The sequence below is a fragment of the Pseudomonas citrullilanati genome (assembly GCF_030580855.1).
In the GTDB taxonomy this organism is placed as follows: Bacteria; Pseudomonadota; Gammaproteobacteria; order Pseudomonadales; family Pseudomonadaceae; genus Aquipseudomonas; species Aquipseudomonas citrulli.
On sequence record NZ_JAUQOP010000016.1, the window covers coordinates 16,555 to 35,793 of the forward strand.

Annotated in this window: 11 protein-coding genes and 1 tRNA gene; 7 read left to right on the top strand and 5 right to left on the bottom strand. The window is 63.0% G+C overall.

Annotated features, from left to right (window positions below):
- Positions 1-113: 113 nt before the first annotated feature.
- The gene (locus Q6A48_RS12850; protein ID WP_003178899.1) at positions 114-440 is read right to left on the bottom strand and encodes an Arc family DNA-binding protein; all 327 of its coding nucleotides are present in this window, start codon (positions 438-440) and stop codon (positions 114-116) included.
- Positions 441-965: 525 nt separating this feature from the next.
- Between Q6A48_RS12850 and Q6A48_RS12855 the strand changes: the two genes are divergently transcribed.
- Positions 966-1,042 (top strand) — tRNA-Arg (locus Q6A48_RS12855).
- Positions 1,043-1,214: 172 nt separating this feature from the next.
- Here Q6A48_RS12855 and Q6A48_RS12860 read toward each other — a convergent pair.
- Genes Q6A48_RS12860 through Q6A48_RS12875 form a run of 4 tightly spaced genes read right to left on the bottom strand, consistent with a single transcriptional unit; the run spans position 1,215 to position 4,953 of the window.
- Positions 1,215-2,288 (bottom strand): polyamine ABC transporter substrate-binding protein, encoded by a 1,074-nt coding sequence (locus tag Q6A48_RS12860; RefSeq protein ID WP_304554481.1) that lies wholly within the window; start codon positions 2,286-2,288, stop codon positions 1,215-1,217.
- Positions 2,289-2,332: 44 nt separating this feature from the next.
- Complete coding sequence (locus tag Q6A48_RS12865; RefSeq protein WP_304554482.1) at positions 2,333-2,674, bottom strand: cupin domain-containing protein; 342 nt, start codon at positions 2,672-2,674, stop codon at positions 2,333-2,335.
- Positions 2,671-4,095, bottom strand: a complete 1,425-nt coding sequence (locus Q6A48_RS12870) for an NAD(P)/FAD-dependent oxidoreductase (RefSeq protein ID WP_304554483.1) — start codon at positions 4,093-4,095, stop codon at positions 2,671-2,673. Before Q6A48_RS12870 ends, Q6A48_RS12865 begins: the two co-directional genes overlap by 4 nt.
- Before the next feature lie 57 nt (positions 4,096-4,152).
- Positions 4,153-4,953, bottom strand: a complete 801-nt coding sequence (locus tag Q6A48_RS12875; protein ID WP_304554484.1) for an AraC family transcriptional regulator — start codon at positions 4,951-4,953, stop codon at positions 4,153-4,155.
- Between the two features lie 286 nt (positions 4,954-5,239).
- Here Q6A48_RS12875 and Q6A48_RS12880 point away from each other — a divergent pair, with 286 nt between their 5' ends.
- From Q6A48_RS12880 to Q6A48_RS12905, 6 genes are all read left to right on the top strand, one after another.
- Positions 5,240-7,021, top strand: a complete 1,782-nt coding sequence (locus Q6A48_RS12880; RefSeq protein ID WP_304554486.1) for a ShlB/FhaC/HecB family hemolysin secretion/activation protein — start codon at positions 5,240-5,242, stop codon at positions 7,019-7,021.
- 9 nt (positions 7,022-7,030) lie between these two features.
- Complete coding sequence (locus Q6A48_RS12885; protein ID WP_304554487.1) at positions 7,031-7,549, top strand: toxin-activating lysine-acyltransferase; 519 nt, start codon at positions 7,031-7,033, stop codon at positions 7,547-7,549.
- A gap of 45 nt (positions 7,550-7,594) precedes the next feature.
- The gene (locus tag Q6A48_RS12890; protein ID WP_304554488.1) at positions 7,595-16,816 is read left to right on the top strand and encodes a two-partner secretion domain-containing protein; all 9,222 of its coding nucleotides are present in this window, start codon (positions 7,595-7,597) and stop codon (positions 16,814-16,816) included.
- Positions 16,816-17,145 carry an immunity protein YezG family protein gene (locus tag Q6A48_RS12895; protein ID WP_304554489.1) on the top strand — a complete coding sequence of 110 codons (330 nt, stop codon included), beginning with the start codon at positions 16,816-16,818 and terminating at the stop codon, positions 17,143-17,145. The genes Q6A48_RS12890 and Q6A48_RS12895 overlap by 1 nt, the downstream gene beginning before the upstream one ends.
- 70 nt (positions 17,146-17,215) lie before the next feature.
- Positions 17,216-18,112, top strand: a complete 897-nt coding sequence (locus Q6A48_RS12900; protein ID WP_369811695.1) for a PoNe immunity protein domain-containing protein — start codon at positions 17,216-17,218, stop codon at positions 18,110-18,112.
- A gap of 222 nt (positions 18,113-18,334) precedes the next feature.
- Positions 18,335-19,234, top strand: a complete 900-nt coding sequence (locus Q6A48_RS12905) for a PoNe immunity protein domain-containing protein (RefSeq protein WP_304554491.1) — start codon at positions 18,335-18,337, stop codon at positions 19,232-19,234.
- Positions 19,235-19,239: the final 5 nt, after the last annotated feature.

A 19,239-nucleotide genomic window follows, 5' to 3' on the forward strand; every position in this document is an offset into this window, starting at 1 on the left:
TGAGGCGAGGGCGCTTGCGCCCTCGCCTCAATTGCATTCATACCCTGCGCGCCGAGGGCAAATCCGGGGCAAAAAAAAGCCAGCACGAGGCTGGCTTCAATTCATGCGTGCGATCAGGACGCGTCTGCGGCCATCTCTGCGTCATGGGCGATCAGCGAAACGAGGGCGTTCTGCTGGCGGTGAGAGAGTTGTCGGAAGCGTTGAAGCAACTCGCGCTCATGCAGTGACAGCTCCGGGCTGTCCAGGCGCATGCTCAATTCTTCACCCAACGCGCCTTCCTGGATCAGGCTTTGCTCAAGGCGCGCGATGATTTCAGAGTTCATGCTGCGGTGATGATTGCGAGCCACCTCGGCAATGCGTTCCCGCATTCCGTCTGGCAGACGTACGACAAACTTGTCAGCCGTACGGCTGGAATAAATTGCCTGTTTCAATGGGCGCATATATTTAACCGGTTAGTTCAGGGGAGCGGTTCTCGGGATTGGCCGCAGGATGTCGATAGGACAAGCTCCAAAGCCAAATGTTCAACCTGAATCGTTAAGAGGCCCGCATCATGCCTCAAAATTGCCAGATCATTGGCGCCAATTCTGTGACAAATTCTGATCCGCGTAAAGGCGTTATGCCAGTACCCTTGATCAAAAAATGCGGACTGGTTTGAAAAAATCAACAGGTCCGCATCTGTGACCGTCGTATCGTGTCGTTGTGCCATACCGTCCGGCGGATAACCCGCCTGCAACAAAAACACCCGCCGTCCTTGCCTTGTATAGGATAGTGGCAAATGGCCGATTTACTAGGTTGGACGCTCAGGGACAGATGAATGGCGCCCGGCATTCAACGCTCATCAACACCGAAGCGGTACCACCGCACCATTTGCCTACAGTTAAAAAACAGCGACGACATGACAAACGCAGGGCAGGTCGCTAACATGCACGCCGTCCCGCGCACCGCGTTTCTCGTGGTCGACTCGTGTCTCAGTAGCTCAATTGGATAGAGCATCCCCCTCCTAAGGGGAAGGTTGGCAGTTCGAACCTGCCCTGGGACACCATATTCTTCAAGCCTTCAGAACCCTCATCACCCTGGCTCGATTCTCATGGAGACGGCAGGGGACTGAGCGTATTCACCGCAGGCAATGAAAGCCCCACTCCGGCCAAGGCGGGTGGGGCTTTTTCATGGGCGCCGCCGATGATCCGAATCCCCGGCATCAGCGGCCATGGGTTTCATTGCCCGTTCTTGATCCGGCTCCAGATGCGCGTGCGCAACCGGTCGCTTTCCAGCGGCATCGCTTCGAGCACGAAGAGTTTCTTCATCACGTTTTCAGGTGGGTAGACCATCGGGTCGTTCAGGATAGCCTTGTCGACCAGGCCCTCGGCGGCGGCGTTGCCGTTGGCGTAGTGCACGTAATTGCTGATGCCAGCCATCACGGCGGGGTCCAATAGATAATTGAGGAATGCGTAGCCGGCGGCTTCATTCGGCGCATCGGCGGGCATGGCGACCATGTCGAACCACATTGGCGAACCTTCCTTGGGAATGGCGTAGGCAATGTGCTGGCCGTTCCCGGCTTCGGTGGCTCGCGCGGCGGCCTGCATCACGTCGCCGGAAAAGCCCACGACCAGGCACACGTCACCGGTGGCCAGGTCGCTGGTGTACTTGGAGTTGTGGAAGTAGCTCACATAGGGGCGCACGCCGAGCAGCAGGGCTTGCGCCTTCTCGTAGTCGGCCTTGGCCTTGCTGTGGTGGGGCAGGCCCAGGTAGTTCAGGGCGATCGGAAGGATCTCGGGACCGTTGTCGAGCATGGCCACGCCGCATTGGGCGAGCTTCTTCATGTTCTCCGGCTTGAACACGATGTCCCACGAGTCGATGGGGACATCGCCCAGGACCGCCTTGACCTTGTCCACGTTGTAGCCGATGCCGGTGCTGCCCCACAGGTAGGGGAAGCCGTAGCGATTGCCGGGATCGTTGGCTTCCAGCACTTTCATCAGCGTCGGGTTGAGGTTCTTCAAGTTGGGGAGTTTGCTGCGGTCCAGCGGCTTGAGCGCGCCGGCCGTGATCTGCCGGGCCATGAAATGGTTGGAGGGAAACACCACGTCATACCCTGAGCGGCCGGCCATGAGTTTGGCGTCGAGCACTTCGTTGCTGTCATACAGGTCATATTGAGTCGGGTGGCCGGTATGGGCGGTAAAGTTCTGCAGGGTGTCCGGGGCGATGTAGCTGCTCCAGTTGTAGATCCTGACGGTGTCTGCCGCCTGGGCGGTGGACGCGATCAACAGTAACGGAACGATCGACTTCAACATGGGAGACCTCAACCTTTGTTCTAGGCGTTATGGATGAAGGCAGTTCAGAAAATCAGCACGTAGCTTTTGCGAACGGTTTCTTGTACATCCCAGACTCCCGTGGTGTTCGCGGGGAACATCAACGCGTCGCCGGCCTGGATATGAAGGGCTTCACCGCCATCGGGGGTGAAGGTGCAACGGCCCTGGATGAAGTGGCAGAACTCCTGCTGCACGATCTGGCGCCGCCAGCGACCGGGGGTGCATTCCCATACGCCGGCCTCGACGCCGTCGCCGCGCTCGACGCTCGCCGTGGCGACCTGTGAAAGCGGCTCGCCCAGCGGTACACCCACGGCGCCCGGTTCACCGAGGGGCAAGCGGGCGGTGTCGCGAAAATGATCGATCTTCATGCAAACGGCTCCTTGGACTTCATCAGGCGTTCCATGCACCCCGCCAGGCCTTCAGCGATCTGGCGGCGCCAGCGTGGCGCATGGGGATTGGCCAATACCCGATCTTCGTGGACAAAGCTCTGGATAATGGCGTTGTAACCCAGCCACCGCAGGGGCTCTGGCTCCCAGCGGGGCAGCGAGTCGAGCGGGCGATCACCGAGCACCCAGGGTTGGCGAGTCAGTTCGTTGTCTTGGCCAAGAATCAGCGCCGCCACGGTCCGGCCGCCCAGGTTGCTGGCGCCTACGCCTTCGCCTCCGTAGCCGCCCGCCAGTACGATGTGCTGGCGACGGTCGGCGAGCATGTGCGGGTGAAAGCGTCGGGCGACCCCGAGATTCCCGCCCCAGGCGTGGGTCAGGCGTACATGGCGCAAGACCGGAAACAGCTCGCTGAACAGGTGTTGCCGCAACGCCCGTTCGGCCTGGCTCAGGTTGAAGTCGCTGCGCAGGCGACCGCCGAAGCGATAGCCCCCGCGGGCGCCAAACACCAGGCGGTCGTCTCGGCTGCGCTGGCCGTAGGTGACTTGTCGGCTGTTTTCGCTGAAGGCCTGGCCACGGTCCAGGCCAATTTCCGCCCAGGTACTGGCCGGGAGCGGTTCCGTGGCGACGATCAGGCTTTGCGCGGCCAACTGATGCTTGCCCAGCGGGGGCAGGGCGCTGGCATAACCTTCGACCGCCGGCACCACCCAGTCGGCATGCACCCGCCCGTGCTCGGTGCGAACCTGGCCTGGCCTCCAGTCGAGTACCGCGCTTTGTTCGAAAATGCGCACGCCCATCCGTTCGACGACGTCGGCCAGGCCGCGTACCAACCGTGCCGGCTGGATCGTCGCGCAGTGGGGTGAATACAGGGCGCCGTAGGCCTGGGCCACATTCAATTGCTGGCGCAAGGCCTGGGGGCTTAGCCAGCGGTAGTCGTCTTCCCCCAGGCCTTGCGCACGGGCGGCATCGAGTTGTTCGCGCAGGCGTCGTGCTTGTTCGGGGTAGCGCGCCGCGCAGTACAGCACGCCGCCTTTGCGCAGCTCGCAATCGATGCCTTCGAGCTGGCACACCCGCGCCACTTCGTCGGGGATCCCATGCAGCAGTTGGTAGCTCGCGTGGCGTTGCGCGGCAGGTAGAGGGCCCAGCAACCGGTCTTCGCCCAGCAGGTTGCCCATCAACCAGCCGCCATTGCGACCGGAGGCGCCGAAGCCGGCGGTCTGGGCTTCCACGATGACGATGTTCAGGTGCGGGGCCTGCTGTTTAAGGTAGTAGGCTGCCCACAGGCCGCTGTAGCCGGCGCCGATAATCACGACATCCGCGTGCAGGTCCTGCTGCAAGGCCGGGCGAGGCGCCAGGGCCTCGCCGAGTTGCTCCATCCACAAGCTCACACCACGCCAGCCAGCCATCACATGCTCCATCGGTTGATTGCCGACAGAGATTAATGCGCCGCAACAGGGGCTGTGTTATCTGCGGGCACGCGCGCAATGGGCGTTCAACCACGCCTTAGGGGTGCAACCGGTGTGGTTGCGGAAGGCCTTGTAGAACGCCGACGTGGAATTGAATCCGGCGCTCACCGCCAGGGCATCGATGGGCGCGTTTTCGCCGTGGCTGGCCAGGCGTTCAAGCAGGTAGGCCAAGCGTGCCTGGGTGACGTAGCGATAGAAGCTCTGCCCCAGTACCTGATTCAACAGGTAGGACAGCTGGTTGCGGCTGTACCCCGTGGCGCTGGCGATCCGCGCCAGGTCCAGGTCCGGGTCCAGGAACGGCTGTTGATGGGTGAAGTAATCGGCCAGGTCCCGGGCCATGAAGGTCAATTGGCGTGCCGAAAGCCCCAGCTTGCTGATGGCGGGGGCCTGGCGTCCGGCCTGCGGCTCGCCGTCGCGCACCAACGACGCATATTCGTTGATGCGCAGGATCTGGCCGTCACACACCGTGATCGCTTCGCTGGTGCGAAAGACCACCCGCTCGCCGCTGCCCTTGAGTGCTGTCTGGTACTGGATGAAGGCTGTGCTGCCGTCGGCGCGAATACGGTCGTTGTGTTCAAGGTACTCGTCGGGATGACGGGGCAACGTTCCGCTGATGTAGGCGCGCAGTTCGGCCAGGCCCATGCTGCGGTTCTGGAAAAAATCGTTGTACTGCACCTGCGGGTGGTAGATCGCCAGGATCGCCTCCAGGTCGCGACGCTTCCAGGCCATGTGATAGCGCATGACCACTTCGAGGGTGTGCGGCGTCTGGTCCGCGGTGTCTGGCGGGATGAGGGGCATGGGCTGGCGGGCCTGGTGGCTGGGCAGCGCCAGTCTAGCCCTTGAGTCGCTGGCTGGACAAACACCGCGCAACGACTTGGGGAAGTGCCCTCAGGGCAGCGATGTGACCCATTGCCCATTTTTACCCACCCGCGCGCGTCTGGTTGGCGTGACGCGAAACTTTCTCCCCTGATGGCAATCTGACCGTCTCGGTACGTTGTAGGAAACTTCCTAATTACGTGCCTTTTTAATGGGCATCAGTGTCGATGCCCACCGTATTTCTGGATTCAAGCCACAAGGATGTGTCATGCGCGCAGCCGCACCTTGCCGAACGCGTCAATCACGCACTGCTCGTCGCCTTGTCGACGGTATTCGTTCCCCTGCACAACCTTCACGGCGCCTGGCGTTGCTGTTGCTGGCCGCCTGGACGGTGGGAGCGGGGAGCGTCGCCCAGGCGGCCGGGCCTGAAGAGGAGTTGCTGCGCCAGCGTGAGCGTGAACGGGTGTTGCGCGATCAATTGGAGTCGCGGCCGGATGTGCGCTTGCAAGCGGCGCCTGTTACCGAGGAGGCCGATCGCCTGCCCGCCAAGGAAAGCCCTTGCTTCACCATCAATGACATCCGCCTGATTGGCGAGGCGTCGGACAAATTCCAGTGGGCCTTGCGCGCCGCCAACCCCAAGCAGGATCCGGCCATCGGCCGTTGCCTGGGGGGTGCCGGGATCAACCTGACGATGAAACGCATGCAGAATGCGATCATCGAGGCTGGCTACGTCACCACTCGCGTGCTCGCCGAAGCCCAGGACCTGAACAGCGGCGTCCTGGTCTTGACCCTGGTGCCGGGGCGCATTCGCGAGATTCGCTTCCAGGAGGGCACCAGCGGCCGGGCCAATGCCTGGAATGCGATGCCGGCCAATCCGGGCGACCTGCTCAACCTGCGCGACATCGAGCAGGCGCTGGAGAACTTCAAGCGCGTGCCCACCGCCGAAGCCGACATCCAGATCGCCCCGGCCCGTGCCGCCGACGCCAAGCCCGGTGAAAGCGATGTGGTGATCGCCTGGACCCAGCGGTTTCCCGCGCGCGTGAGCCTGTCGGTGGACAACTCGGGCAGCAAGACCACCGGCAAGTACCAGGGCAACGTGTCGCTGTCCCTGGATAACCTGCTGTCGCTCAATGATCTGTTCTATGCCAGCGTCAACCATGACCTGGGGGGCGGCGAGTCCGGTCATCGCGGTTCCGATGGCAACACCCTGCATTACTCGCTGCCGTTCGGTTATTGGCAGTTGGGTTTCACCACCAGTGAATACAACTACGAGCAGTCCGTCGCCGGCGCCAACCAGACCTACCAGTACCGAGGCGAGAGCCGTAACAACGAGTTGCGCCTGTCGCGCCTGCTGTACCGCGACGCCGTTCGCAAGACCACCGCCTGGGGCAGCCTGTGGACGCGTTCGTCGGAGAATTTCATCGACGACACCCAGATCGGCAACCAGAAACGGCGCATGGCCGGCTGGCAGCTCGGGTTGAACCATCGCGAATTCATCGGCGCCTCGATTCTCGACCTGGGCGCCGCCTATCGCCGCGGCACCGGGGCCCACGACGCGCTCCGGGCCCCTGAAGAAGATTTCGACGCGGGCACGTCACGCTCGCAGATCATCACCGCCGACGCCCAATTGCAGGTGCCGTTCCAGGTCAGCGACCAGCGCTTGCGCTACATCGGTGGCTGGCGTGCGCAATGGAACCGGACGCCGCTGGTGCCCCAGGACCGTTTCTCGATTGGCGGGCGCTACAGCGTGCGGGGCTTCGACGGGGAAAACATCCTGTCCGCCGACCGTGGCTGGACCCTGCGCAACGAGGTCGGCCTGTTCCTGGGCCAGACCGGCCAGGAGCTCTACACCGGTATCGACTACGGCGAAGTCAGCGGCCCGGCCAGTGAGTTCCTGATCGGCAAGCGCCTGGCGGGCGCCGTGGTGGGGATACGCGGTGGCTACAAGGGCCTGTCCTACGACTGGTCGCTGGGGACGCCGTTGAAGAAGCCCGATGGTTTCGAGACGGCCAACGTGACCAGCGCGTTCACCGTCATCTGGTCATTCTGAGGTGATCCCATGCAGTTCGAGACGCTAGACATCATTGCCCCCGGCCTGATCGACGAGCCCTGGAACGAAGCCGCGGTATTCGGCTCGGCCACCTGGTTGTGGATGCATTCCAAGGCGCATCGCGATGCGCCGTTGCACAGTTTGCCGACGCTGTTGTTGCCGGCCCTCAAGCATCGCCAGTTCGTGCTCGCCAGTGAACGGGGAAAACCGGTGTTCTACCTGTCCTGGCTCAATCTCGACGCGGCGGCCGAGCAACGCTATCTGCGGCAATCGCCGCTGACCCTGACAGACGCCGACTGGAACAGCGGCGAGCGCCTCTGGCTCAACGACTGGATCGCGCCGTTCGGCCACACCGGCGCAGTGACCCGCTTGCTGCATCGGCAGTTGTTCGCCAATCGGTGCGGGCGCGCGCTCTATCACCGAGGCGAGGAGCGCGGCCTGCGGGTCAAGACATTCCAGGGGATCGGCGTCATTCCTGAACAGGCCAAGGCCTGGTTTGCCGCTCATCCGCTGGCCGTCGCACCTTAACGCTAACCCGAGTAATTGCGGGCTGGAACCGCAAATGGAATTGCCATGAACAAGCACCTGTACCGAATCGTTTTCAACAAGGCCCGCGGACTGCTGATGGTGGTGGCCGAGACGGTCACCAGCCAGGCCAAGGCGCCGGGAACCCGTTGCGGCCCGACGGTGGGTGCAGGCGCCTGTACGGCGACCCTCGGGCCACTGCGCTTTGCGCTGATGGTGGCGATCGGGCTGGTGTCCTTGGGCGTGGCGCCGGCCTGGGCCGGGACCCTCGTGGCAGATCCCGGCGCGCCGGCCGGCCAGCGGCCCATGGTGATCGAGAGTGCCAACGGCACGCCCCAGGTGAATATCCAGGCCCCCAGCGCCGGGGGTGTTTCACGCAACACCTACAACCAGTTCGACGTCGACAACCGTGGCGTGATCCTCAACAACGCCGCGACCAACAGCCAGACCAAACTGGGCGGTTGGATCGAAGGCAACCCGATGCTGGGCAATGGCAGCGCGCGGGTCATCCTCAACGAAGTCAATTCCGCCAACCCCAGCCAATTGCGCGGTTATGTCGAAGTCGCGGGCCAGCGCGCCGAGGTGGTGATCGCCAACCCGTCCGGCATCACGTGTAACGGTTGCGGCTTCATCAACGCCGACCGGGCGACCCTCAGCACCGGTCGGGCACAGATGGAGAACGGACGCATCAGCGGCTACACCGTGCAGGGCGGGACGATCAACATCGAAGGCAAGGGCCTGGACGCCCGCGAGACCGACTACACGGACCTGATCGCCCGGAGCGTGCAGGTCAACGCCGGGGTCTGGGCCAACGATTTGAAAGTCACGGCCGGACGCAACCAGGTCAATGCCGACAACACCCAGGCCACGCCGCTGCCGGCGGTCGACGGGGAAAAGCCCAGCGTGGCCATCGACGTCGCCAAGCTGGGCGGCATGTACGCCGGGAAAATCATGCTGGTGGGCACCGAGTCCGGCGTGGGGGTGCGCAACGCCGGGCAGATTGGCGCCATGGCCGGTGAAGTGGTGGTCAGTGCCGACGGCAAGCTGCAGAACCTGGGCGCCATCAGCAGCGCCACCGCAACCCGGATCGCGGCCACCGAGGTGGACAACAGCGGCACGCTCTACGCCAAGGGCGACCTGGCCCTCGACAGCGCCGGCGACATCGACAACAGCGGCACCGTGGCCAGCCAGAACCACACGACGCTGACCGCCAGGAACATCCGCAGCACCCAGGCCTCCAGCGTGGCGGCGGGCGTCGGCGCCGATGGCAAGCTGGCCGGCGCTGGCAACCTCGCGCTGCGGGCCGGCACGGTCAAGGCGCAAGGGCAGAACCTGGCCGCCGGGGACGTGAGCGTCGAAGCCGCTGACCTGGACCTGAGCGGCAGCCAGACCCAGGGGCGCAATGTCACCCTGACCGCCCGCACGGGCGACGCGAATCTCGCCGGCAGCCAGGTCGATGCCAGCCAGGCGCTGACCGCCACGGCGGCCAGGACCTTGCGCACCGACGCGGCCAAGGTCAACGCCGGCAACCTGCAGGCGAGCGCCCGGGACATTGCCAACGCCGGCGGCGAGCTGATCCAGACCGGCACCGCCGATACATCGATCACGGCCAGCGCCACCCTCGACAACCGCGACGGGCGCATCGCCTCCAATGCCGGCAACCTGACACTTAAGGCCAGTCGCCTGGACAATGGCCAGGGCAAGGTCGAACACGCCGGCAAAGGTACCCTGCAGATCCAGGCCGACCAGTTGGCCGGCGGCAAGGGCAGCGCCGCCAGCAACGGCAAGGTGACGATCAAGGCCAGCGACGCCGTGGTGGACGACGGCCTGATCCAGGGCCAGCAGATATCCCTCGACACCCAGACCCTGTCCAACCAGCGCGGGCAGATTCTGCAAACCGGCGCGCAGCCGTTGCAGATAATCGCGCGCGAGCGTTTCGACAATCAGGATGGACGCGTCAACAGCGCTGGCGCGGTGGGGCTCGAGGTCGGCACGCTGAACAACCAGGGCGGCAAGGTCGTCGCCACTGACGGCGGGGCACTGACGGTGACCGCCAGCCAGGGCATCGACAACACGGCGGGCACCCTGGCCGCCAGCGGCAACGTCCAAGTCAGCGGCGCGCGCCTGGACAACGGCCAAGGTACCGTGAGCGCCGGCGGCGAGTTGCGGGCGACATTCGATCAGCTCGACAACATCGGCGGCACGATTGCCGCCACCCAGCGCATGGAGATCATCGCCGGGCAATTCGATAACACTCGCGGCGTGCTGGGGTCGGTGCAGTCCGGGCTGCGGGTCAGTGTGTCGGGCGATGCGTTGAACAACAGCGGCGGACGCCTCGAAGCACTGGGCGACATCACGCTTTCGGCCCAGGGCTTGAACAACCAGGGCGGCGTGATCAGCGGCCAGGCCCTGGACCTGGACAGCCACGGCAACCGGGTAGACAACAGCCAGGGCACGCTGAATGCCACGGCGACCCTGGACCTGCGCAGCGGCGAACTGCACAACGCCGCCGGCTTGATCCAGGCCAAGGGCAAGCTGTTCATCGACACCGGCAGCAACGCCCTGAACAACCTGCAATCCGGCACCACCCAAGGGATCAGCGGCCAGGACAGCGTGGAGATCCACACCGCCAGCCTCGACAACAATGCCGGTTTCCTGGGGGCCAAGGGCGCCCTGGTGCTCAAGGCCACCGACCTGGGCAATGGCAACGGCGGCCAGATCATTGGCGAGAAAACCGTGCGGGTCGAAAGCGCCCGGGTGGACAATCGCGGTGGGCAGTTGCAAGGCCTTGGCGATGTCCAGTTGGTGCTGGGGCAGACGCTCGACAACCAGGGCGGGCTGATCCGCAGCGCGGGGACGTTGGACGTGAGCGCCGACGTGCTCGACAACAGCGCCACCCAAGGCAGCCAGCAAGGCCTCGAAGGCCGCGCCATGAACGTGGCGGTCAATACGTTCGGCAACCAGGCCGGTGCGGTCCGCGCCGACCAGGGGTTGAGCTTGGGCGTCAGCCAGGCGTTGAATAACGAAGGCGGGCTGATTTCCTCGGGCGCCGGCTTGAGCATCAGCGACCGCGACCCGGCGCAACGTCGCCAGGCCGTGCATAACCAGGGCGGCACCCTGCTCGCGGGCAGCCTGCTGTCGCTCAATGCGGCCTATTACGGTGGCACCGGTCGGGCCCTGAGCCTGGGCGACCTGACGTTCCGGCTGCAAGGCGGCCTGGACCTGAGCGGCCAGATCCAGGCCAATCGCCAGGTCGACCTGAGCACCGAGGGCGCTTTCAACAACAGCGGGCAACTGCTGGCCGGCAACCTGCTGTCGGTCCGCTCGCAGACGCTGGACAACGCCGGCAGCGGTGAGATCAGCGCCGGCCAGGTTCGCCTGACCGTCAACGACAGCCTGACCAACCGTGGCCTGATCGACGGCCAGCAAGTGCGGGTGCAGGCCCTGTCGCTCAACAACCTGGGCACTGGCCGGCTCTACGGCGACCGACTGGCGATCAGCACGTCGGCGCTGAGCAACCGGGATGAAAACGGCATCGGCGCGACCATCGCCGCCCGCGAATCCCTGGACATCGGCGCCGGCAGCCTGGACAACCGCGAACAGGCCCTGATCTTCAGTGCCGGCGATCTCGCCATCGGCGGTGCATTGAGCGCGGCGGACAAGGCCCAGGACCGTGCCCAATTGCTGACCAACGCCAGTGCCACCATCGAGGCCCTCGGCAACCTGTCGCTGAACGTGCAAAGCGTGCGCAACACCAACGAACATTTCAGCACCCGGCAGGTGGAAGTCAGCCGCACTGCCTTGCAGGAGTTCCAGCTCACCGGCTCGACGAATCGCTACCAGGGCAACCAGGTTTCGTTGGACAACGACGAGGTGCTCTACCTGGCCACGCCCGAGGGCCGGCAAGACAACTGGAACCGCTACGACTACACCCGCGTGGTCGAGGAAACCCAGATCGCCACCTCGGCGCCGGCGCAAATCCTGTCCGGCGGGACGATGCAGATCAGCGCCGGCGATGTGCTCAACGACAAGAGCCGGATCATTGCCGGCGGGTTGCTGCTGGCCGACATCGGCAGCCTGACCAACACCGAACTGACGGGCCAGCGCACCACCACCGACAGCGGCACCGCCACCCACTTCTATCGGATCCAGCGCAAGGGGCGCGACCGCCAGGGCACGTCCGTCACAGGCTACACGCCCGCCCCGTCGATCCAGGACATCACCCTGCAACCGACCGTGTTCGCCCAGAACAGCGCGGGCAACGGCACCGGCACCCAGATCGGTGCGCGCGCCGCCCAGGGCGTCAACGAGCAGATCGCCAGCACCGGTCCGGTCAACGCCACCGGCAGCCGGACCCATCAAGTGGCGCCCATCGTCCAGGTCGCCGCACAAACCACGCTGAACAGCAAGGGCGTGGCCGAGCAGATCCGCAGCGGCGGGCCGTCCCTCGAGTTGCCGAACAACAGCCTGTTCAACACCAATCCGCAAAACACCAGCGGCTACCTGGTCGAAACCGATCCGCGCTTTGCCAGCTACCGCACCTGGTTGTCCTCGGACTATATGTTGCAGCGCCTGCAAGTCGACCCGGCCCTGACCCAGCAGCGCCTGGGCGACGGTTTCTATGAACAGAAGCTGATTCGCGAGCAGGTGGCGCAACTCACCGGCCGGCGGTTCCTCGATGGCTACGCCAATGACGAACTGCAATACCGCGCCCTGATCGACAACGCCGTCACCGTCGCCAGCCAATGGCAACTGGTGCCCGGCGTGGCCCTGACGCCTGCGCAGATGGCCCAGTTGACCAGCGACATCGTCTGGCTGGTGCAGAAGCAGGTGACCCTGCCTAACGGCGACACCCGCAACGTGCTGGTGCCCCAGGTGTACGTGCGGGTCCAGGAAGGCGACCTCAACGGCTCCGGCGCGCTGATCGCCGGGCAGCGGCTGAATTTGAACATCGCCGGCGACCTGGTCAACAGCGGCAGCCTGGCCGGGCGCAGCGTCATGGCGATCACCGCGCAAAACATCGACAACCTCGGCGGGCGCATGCAGGCCGACAACGTGTCGATCAACGCCCGGGACAACCTCAATAACCTCGGTGGCCTGATCGGCGCCGTGGACAGCCTGGCGGTCAAGGCCGGGCAAGACATCAACGTGATCTCCAGCAGCCGCGACACCCAGGGTACCCAGGGCACCCGCACGCAACTGTCGCGGGTGGCCGGGTTATTCGTCACCGGCGCCGAGGGCACGCTGGGCGTCAGCGCCGGCAACGACCTCAACCTGACCGGCGCCCAGGTGGTCAACGCGGGCCAGGACGGCAATACCTCGCTGGAGGCGGGGCGCAACCTCAACCTGAACACTGTGGGCGAGGCGCACCAGCAATCGCTGAGCTGGAACAGCAGCAACTGGCGCCAGGACGCCAGCCAGACGGAAGTCGGCTCATTGGTCCAGGGCCAGGGCGATGTCCGCCTGAAAGCCGGTCAGGACATCAACGCCCGCGCCGCGCAGGTCACCAGCGAACAGGGCGCCGTGTTTGCCGAGGCCAGGCGCGACGTCAACCTGACTGCCGGCCAGGACCACCAGTTCGCCGACGAAGCCCACAAGGTCAAGGGCAGCAGCGGCTGGTTCTCCAGCAAGACCACCACCACCCGCGACACCGTCAGCCAGACCCAGTCCCAGGGCTCGACCCTCAGTGGCGAGCAGACCTACGTGCAGGCCGGGCGCGATATCAACTTGAGCGGCAGCAACGTGGTGTCCACCGCCCAGACCGTGTTGGTGGCGGACAACAACGTCAACATCGAGGCGGCCACCGACAGCAGCAGCGAACGCCACGACAAGTCCGTCAAGAAAAGCGGCCTGTTCAGCGGCGGCGGCATCGCGGTCACCCTGGGCACGCAGAAGCAGAGCGTCAAGGACCTCAATACCCAATACACTGCCGCGGCGAGCACCGTCGGCTCCACCGCCGGGGACGTGCTGATCGAAGCGGGCAAGGGTTATCGCCAGGTGGGCAGCCAGGTCTCGGCCCCGCAAGGCAACATCGACGTCACGGCGCAAACCGTCGACATCGTCGAAGCACGCAATACCAGCAAGCGCGAACGCGAAACCCTATTCAAGCAGACCGGGTTCACCCTCACCGTGACCAACCCGGTGATCAGCGCGATCCAGACCAACCAGCAGATGAAACGGGCCTCGGAGAAAACCGACGACGGCCGCATGAAAGCCCTGGCGGCCGCGACGGCCGTGCTGGCGACCAACAACGCCGCCACCGCCGTGGCGATGGACCCGGGCGCGGCGGGCGGGATCAACATCAGCCTGTCGCTGGGCACCAAGAAGAACGAAAGCACCAGCACCTACACCAGCGACAACGCCGCCGGCTCGACCCTGACCGCCGGCAACGACATCCGCTTGCGTGCCACGGGTGCCGGCGCCGCCAGCAACATCACCGTGCAAGGCAGCGAGATCAAGGCCGGACACAACGCCAGCCTGCTGGCCGACGGCGACATCAACCTGCTTGCGGCCCGCAACATCGACAAGCAGGAAACCGACAGCAAAGGCAGTAGCGCCAATATCGGCATCGGTTTCTCCCTGGGCGCGCGCAATGGTTTCACCCTGGACCTGGGGGCGTCCGGCAGCCGCGGCCAGTCCGATGGCGACGGGCTCACCCACACAAACACCCACGTCCAGGCGGGCAATCGGTTGCTGCTGGCTTCGGGCGGCGACACCCGCCTCAAAGGCGCGGTGGCGAGCGGCAAGCAGGTCCTGGCCGATGTCGGTGGCGACCTGAGCATCGAGAGCCTGCAAGACGTCAACACCTACGAGGTGGACGAGAAGAGCATCGGCGTCGGCCTCAGCCTGTGCGTCCCGCCTTTCTGCTACGGGATGAGCACGATCAACGGTGCCAGCGGCAGCTTCGGCGCCACCGACATCGACTCCAACTACGCCAGCGTGATCGAGCAATCGGGCATCAAGGCCGGCGACGAAGGTTTCGACATTCGCGTCGGCGGCAACACCGACTTGATCGGCGGCGTGATCGCCAGCAGCGACAAGGCTGTGCAGGACGGCAAGAATCGCCTGGTCACCGCCAGCCTCACCAGTCGCGACATCAAGAACAAGGCCGAGTACGACGCCAGCACCGTCAGCATCGGTGGCGGCTATCGCGAAGTCGGCAAGGACCGGGAGGGCAACGCCACCAGCGGCGGCACGCAGACCCCTGGCACCGAGTTGCCAAGGACCGAAAACGACCTCAGCGCCACCATGCCGATCGCCATCGGTGCCAGCGACGATGCCAGCAGTGTCACCCGCAGCGGCATCAGCGGCGGCACCGTCGTCATCACCGACGACGCCGAGCAACAGAAGCGCACCGGCAAGAATGGCGAACAGACCGTTGCCAGCCTCAACCGCGATGTCTCCAGCGACCGTGACACCAGCAACGCGCTCAAGCCGATCTTCGATGAAGATGAAATCCGTGCCGGGTTCGAGATTGTCGGGGCATTTTCCAACGAAGCCAGCACCTTGCTCGCCAACAAGGCCAAGGAAGTCGACGTCAAGCGCAAACAGGCCGAGGAGGCCCAGGCCAAGGCCCTGGACCCCAACGCCCAGCTCACCGACACCGAGCGCCTGGCGTTGCTGGGCAACGCCCAGCGCTTGAACGCGGAGGCCCGTGGCATCGCCGACAAGTGGGGCGCGGGCGGCACCTACCGGCAGATCACCACCGCCCTGGTGGGCGCGGCCAGCGGCAACATCAGTGGCAGCAACAGTGCCTTCGTCCAAAGTCTGGTGGTCAATTACGTGCAGCAGCAGGGCGCCGGCTACATCGGCGACCTGGTGGCGGACGGCAAGCTCACCGAAGGCTCGCCGCTGCACGCCGCCCTGCACGGCATCGTCGCCTGCGCGGGCGCTGCCGCCAGCAGCCAGAGTTGCGGCAGCGGTGCCGCCGGCGCGGCGGCGTCGAGCCTGCTCACCGGCCTGTTCTCCGAAGCCAGCCCCGACGAAAGCGAATCCCAGCGCGAAGCCAAGCGTAACCTGATCGTCAGCCTCGTCACCGGCCTGGCCGCCACCAGTTCCTCACTGGATCCGGCCACCGCCAACAGCGCGGCAGGCGCCGCCGTGGACAACAACTGGCTGGCGACCCAGCAACTGGTCCAGGCCGAGAAGGAATACGCCGAGGCTGATGGCCTGGCGGCAAAGGCGCAAGTGATCGCCAAATGGGCGTACATCAATCAGAAGCAAGACGTACTGACCCGCTTCGGCGTGGGCAAGGGCCTGGTGCAAGCGGGTTGGGGCGACGTCGAAGGCCTGGCGCAATTCCTCCGCCACCCGATCGACGGGATCAACGGCCTGAAAGCCCTGATCAACGACCCCGAGGCCCGCCGGCAATTCGGCGACGGCGTGGTCAACGAACTCAACGCCAAACTCGATCGGGTCAAAGACGCTTTGGAAAACGGTGGGGATGATCGCGCCGTGCAGTTGGGGCAGGACATTGGCGAACTGGTCTGGCAGGTTGGCAGTATTGCCACGGGGGTTGGCACAGCGGCCAAGGGCGGCGTGGCATTGGCGAAAGCTGGGATCAAGGTGGGGGCGGAAGGGCTTGAAAAGATGGCCGGTATGGCCAAAATTGCGAAAGCTGAAGTGTCGGCTGGTAAGCCGCTGCAGTGGAGCAGCGTGGAGGGGGCATATAGCGGAAAGCTTGAAGGGGGGTATGGCCCTGGCACGACGACGGTTAATGGGAAGGTTGTCGAGAACCCTGGGGATTATAGTGCAGGGTTAAAAAAACCTAGTAAAGTGCTACGCGAGGTAGAAATTAACTCTGGTGGTAAGGGCGCATGGTCTAAAGAGCTCAATAAACCTGAGCCCAATACAATTTATAAAGTGGATGGGAATAAGATTTATCAAACAGATAGCTTGGGTCGCGTTGAAAAGGTTGAGTCTGAACTTTTGCTTGTGAAAAATGACAGGAATACATATCAGCAGTGTATCGCTGGTAAGTGTGGAGTTGCAGGTGATGAGGGAGGGCATCTAATTGCAAGTATCTTTAATGGCCCTGGTGAGAAGTTAAATTTACTTCCCATGAATGGGAATTTAAATAAAGGTGAGTGGAAGGCGATGGAGAATACATGGGCTTCCGCACTCAAGGAGGGTAGGAGCGTCAGTGTGAAAATCGAGCCTGTCTATACGGATGCTGGCCTCAGGCCGGATAGATTCAATGTTAGATATTCGATTGATGGTGGACGTCCTGTGATTGTTGATTTTAAAAATGCACCTAAAGGTGGGAACTGATGAGCGAGCAAGGGCTGTATCAAAAAATCGGCCAGCTTTTATTGGATGCTGGTCCCTCGGAGGCTCAGAAAATAGTTGTTAGAGCTAGGCTTTTTGCCGAGGGCGATGGAGGAAGCTATGAGTTTGATTATTTCGATAAAAAGAACCGCTCAAGCTGGTTTGATCCAGACAGCAGGGCTGTGGGAGATTTGACAGAGTTACTGGTTGAACTCCGGCGCTACTATGTTGAAAATGGATTGTGCCAAAATGGAAAACCTTGGTCCTCATGTGCAGTAACTTTGGATGTAGAGAGGATGAAGATTAGTATTGACTACAATTATGATGATTGAATTTTTTTTGCGGTGGCTTCCTGCTTGAATACAAGCAAATTCCAGGTGTTGAATGTCGAGGGAAACAGAAGTGATCCGGGCACCACTGGGAGATTCCCGCTACTGGGCGGAATGGGTCGACTACGGTGACGAGAGCATCGCCGATGCACTCGAGACCGCCGCGCAGCCCGGAGGGGATCCTGACTACGCACCGCAATACGTCTTCACCATTGCGCAGAAGCACCTGCATCAGATGCTGTGTCGTTATTCGGCCGGCTGCCCCGTCGCCGACTTATCGCGTTATTTCCCCGGATTGCTCGATGCCTGGGAGGAGGTCGAGCGCCTGGGTGCGTCAATCTGGACCCAGGCACAGCAATTCACCCGCCACGCCTGGCGGGTCAACTACGACCACTACATCGTCTGCTTCTGGATGATCGGTCTGGGACTGGCGTTGGACATTGCGGATGATCAATGGAAGCGCTTGCTGGTATTGATCGGCAATGAAGGCGAGGACGTCCTGCTGGATCGAATCATCGCCAGCCGCAGCCAAGAGCGTAAAATCGGTTCCGTGTTGCTTTACCCCAAGCCTTACGGCCGGCTGCTGGCGGCAGTGGATGCCCCTGCGGATGCGCAGGCCTCAATGTTGGCTACCTTCGTGAACCAGTGGTACCCGGAAGTGCGCACAGGCGCAAAATCCGGCTCCGATCCCCAAGCCGTCAATTATCGCCATCCTTATTGGTACACCTACGGCGACGAAAACTTCGAAGGCGGCGCGTATTTCGGTCGCTGGTGCGTGGAGGCCGTGGCGGCGGTCAAGGCGTTTGGCCTGGATGATTCGCAGTGCCTTGGACTTGAGCATTATCCAGGGGACTTGTTGAGGCCTGGCGGCCCGAGTACGCACCCGGTGCGACACGACGTTGAGTCACCAGCGGAGTCGGCCGTGGAGAACAAGGTCGGTTTTTGGGCGAAGTTGTTGGGACGTCGTTAGAGGGTTTGAGCGGCCGATTAAAGGTGATCAGTAGGCTCTGTCTGAAATGTGTCTGCATTCGCCCATACTGCGTTGAAACGGGGCTCGGAATGCTCATGTACTCCAGTACACTGCGCTTCCTCGCCCCGTTTCGCCTTGTCTGGCCTTCGCGCAGACACCTTTCAGACAGAGCCTAGTCCTGAATGTATTGAGGCCGCTTGTGTCGTGCTAGGAAAAAACTGAATGATCCGTGCTCCTCTTGGCGATGCCAGCTATTGGAATAAGGTGGTCGATGACAACGACGGCTATATTCTGGAATCTCAACGAATCCTGGGGCAACCTGCGGGTAACCCTGATTACGCGCCGCAATACGCTTTTAACCTTGCAAAGAAACACTGGCACCAGATCCTGCGGCTCTATAGCGCTGGCCATCCTATAGCTGATTTGTCGCGCTACTTCCCAGGTTTGCTTGATGCCTGGGAAGAGTCCGAGCGTCTCGGTGTGTCGGTCTGGACTCAAGAGCAGCAATTCACGCGTCACAGTTGGCGGGTCAACTATGACCATTACATCACTTGTTTCTGGTTGGTCGGCTTGGCCTTGGCGTTGGAGATTCCGGATGATCCATGGCAACGGTTGCTGGCACTGATCGGTAACCAGGGCGAGGACCTGCTGCTTGATCGGGTCATCGCAAGTCGCAGCCCCGAGCGCAAAATAGGTTCTGCCCTGCTTTACCCAAAGCCTTACGGCCGATTGTTGGCGGCAGTGGATGCTCCCGCGGATGCGCAAGCGTCGATGCTCTGTACGTTCGTTCAGCGCTGGTATGAGGAAGTGCGCACAGGCGCGAAATCCGGTTCCGATCCCCAAGCCGTCAATTATCGCCATCCTTATTGGTACACCTACGGCGACGAAAACTTCGAAGGTGGTGCGTATTTCGGTCGCTGGTGCGTGGAGGCCGTGGCAGCGGCCAAGGCGTTTGGCCTGGATGATTCGCAGTGTCTTGGACTTGAGCATTATCCAGGGGACTTATTGAGGCCTGGCGGCCCGAGTACGCACCCGGTGCGACACGACGCCGAACGGCCTTCGGCATTGGCAGCGGAGAAAAAGGGTGGTTTTTGGGCGAAGTTGTTGGGACGTCGTGGGTGAGCAAG

Coding starts and splice junctions, on each gene's coding strand:
- Q6A48_RS12880 (WP_304554486.1), top strand. CDS start 5,240: ATGCGCGCAGCCGCACCTTGCCGAACGCGTCAATCACGCACTGCTCGT.
- Q6A48_RS12890 (WP_304554488.1), top strand. CDS start 7,595: ATGAACAAGCACCTGTACCGAATCGTTTTCAACAAGGCCCGCGGACTG.
- Q6A48_RS12870 (WP_304554483.1), bottom strand. CDS start 4,095: ATGGCTGGCTGGCGTGGTGTGAGCTTGTGGATGGAGCAACTCGGCGAG.
- Q6A48_RS12865 (WP_304554482.1), bottom strand. CDS start 2,674: ATGAAGATCGATCATTTTCGCGACACCGCCCGCTTGCCCCTCGGTGAA.
- Q6A48_RS12875 (WP_304554484.1), bottom strand. CDS start 4,953: ATGCCCCTCATCCCGCCAGACACCGCGGACCAGACGCCGCACACCCTC.
- Q6A48_RS12905 (WP_304554491.1), top strand. CDS start 18,335: ATGATCCGTGCTCCTCTTGGCGATGCCAGCTATTGGAATAAGGTGGTC.
- Q6A48_RS12885 (WP_304554487.1), top strand. CDS start 7,031: ATGCAGTTCGAGACGCTAGACATCATTGCCCCCGGCCTGATCGACGAG.
- Q6A48_RS12895 (WP_304554489.1), top strand. CDS start 16,816: ATGAGCGAGCAAGGGCTGTATCAAAAAATCGGCCAGCTTTTATTGGAT.
- Q6A48_RS12850 (WP_003178899.1), bottom strand. CDS start 440: ATGCGCCCATTGAAACAGGCAATTTATTCCAGCCGTACGGCTGACAAG.
- Q6A48_RS12860 (WP_304554481.1), bottom strand. CDS start 2,288: ATGTTGAAGTCGATCGTTCCGTTACTGTTGATCGCGTCCACCGCCCAG.